This is a genomic window from Polynucleobacter yangtzensis (assembly GCF_001595965.1).
GTDB lineage: Bacteria > Pseudomonadota > Gammaproteobacteria > Burkholderiales > Burkholderiaceae > Polynucleobacter > Polynucleobacter yangtzensis.
The window spans coordinates 1-1,484 of sequence record NZ_LOJI01000025.1 but is presented as its reverse complement, the minus strand read 5'-3'; the positions used below and the strand labels follow the sequence as shown (position 1 = coordinate 1,484).

The window sequence follows — 1,484 nt, the reverse complement described above, 5'->3', positions numbered from 1 at the left end:
CCACCCAAGTAAGCTGCTTTCACAGCAGGATCATCCTTGAGCTTAGCAGCAGGTCCATGAGTAGCAATCTTACCGTTCTCAAGAACATAACCGTAGTCAGCCACATTCAAGGCTGCAGCAGCAAACTGCTCAACCAACAACATGGTCACGCCTTGTGACTTCAAGTTAGAAATGATCTTAAATACTTCCTCAACCAAAATTGGTGCCAGACCCATCGATGGTTCATCTAAGAGAATAATCTCTGGATTGAGCATCACAGCACGGGCCATAGCCAACATTTGTTGCTCGCCACCCGATAGTGTTCCAGCCAATTGATTGCGACGCTCTTTCAAGCGAGGGAACATTTCAAGAGACTTTTCCAAATCATTCTTGATGTCGCCTTTTGGACGGCTGCCTGTAAAGCGTGGAAATGCGCCCAACAATAAATTGTCGGTAACTGACATGGTCGTAAATACACGACGACCTTCAGGGCTATGGGCCAAACCTAAGCGAGCGATTTTATGAGAGTCATAACCATCAATTTTTTCACCGCCTAGAGTGACCTCACCAGCTGTTGGTTTGATCATGCCAGTGATGGCACGCATAGTTGTTGTTTTGCCGGCGCCGTTTGAGCCAATCAAAGTAATAACCTGCCCCTTTGGAACATCAATATTGATGCCGTGGAGGACTTTGACTTTGCCGTAGCCTGCTTCAAGATTCTTAATAGATAACATGGTATTTACCGATTCAATATGTTCTAGTGATTAAGTACCCAAGTAGGCATGAATCACCTTCTCGTCTGCCTGAACTTCAGCTGGTTTACCTTCTGCAATCTTCTGACCGAAGTCCAATACAGAAACGGTATCGCAAACTGACATCACCACATCCATGTGATGCTCAATCAGGATGAAGGTAATACCGCTATCGCGGATCTTACGAATAATGCGCAAGAGTTCTTTAATGTCAGGAGCTGTCAAGCCTGCTGCTGGCTCATCCAACAAGAGCAACTCAGGATCCAATGCCAAGGCACGGGCAATCTCGAGCAAGCGCTGCTTACCGTATGGCAAGTTACGCGCTTCTTCATTAGCCAAGTCATCCAAACCAACGAACTTGAGGAGTGCCATTGCACGAGCATGCGCTTCAGCCTCTTCACGCTTATAGCGTGGCAGATTCAATGCAATTTCCACCATGTTTGACTTGAAGGTGTGATGCAAACCAACCAAAATATTCTGGATGGCAGTCATTTCACCGAAAAGCTGAACGTTTTGGAAGGTACGCGCAATACCAGATAAGGCGATATCGGAAGATGTCTTACCAACAACGCTTTCGCCAGCGTACAACACGTTACCAGCTGTAGGCACATAAATACCTGTCAGCACGTTCATCATCGTGCTCTTACCGGAACCGTTAGGACCAATCAAGCCATGGATGGTGCCGCGCTTGATGCTCAGATCAACGTTGTTCAATGCTTTCAGGCCACCGAACTGCATCAATACAGAGTCAAC

2 protein-coding genes are annotated in these 1,484 nt (G+C 46.8%); both read right to left on the bottom strand.

Annotated elements, in window-relative coordinates; genetic code table 11:
- Positions 1-713 (bottom strand): ABC transporter ATP-binding protein (locus JaK3_RS06770; protein WP_068322576.1); only part of this gene is annotated, 713 nt, incomplete at its 3' end.
- A gap of 30 nt (positions 714-743) precedes the next feature.
- Positions 744-1,484, bottom strand: a 741-nt coding sequence (locus JaK3_RS06765) for an ABC transporter ATP-binding protein (RefSeq protein WP_150114227.1), incomplete at its 5' end; no start/stop codon positions are given.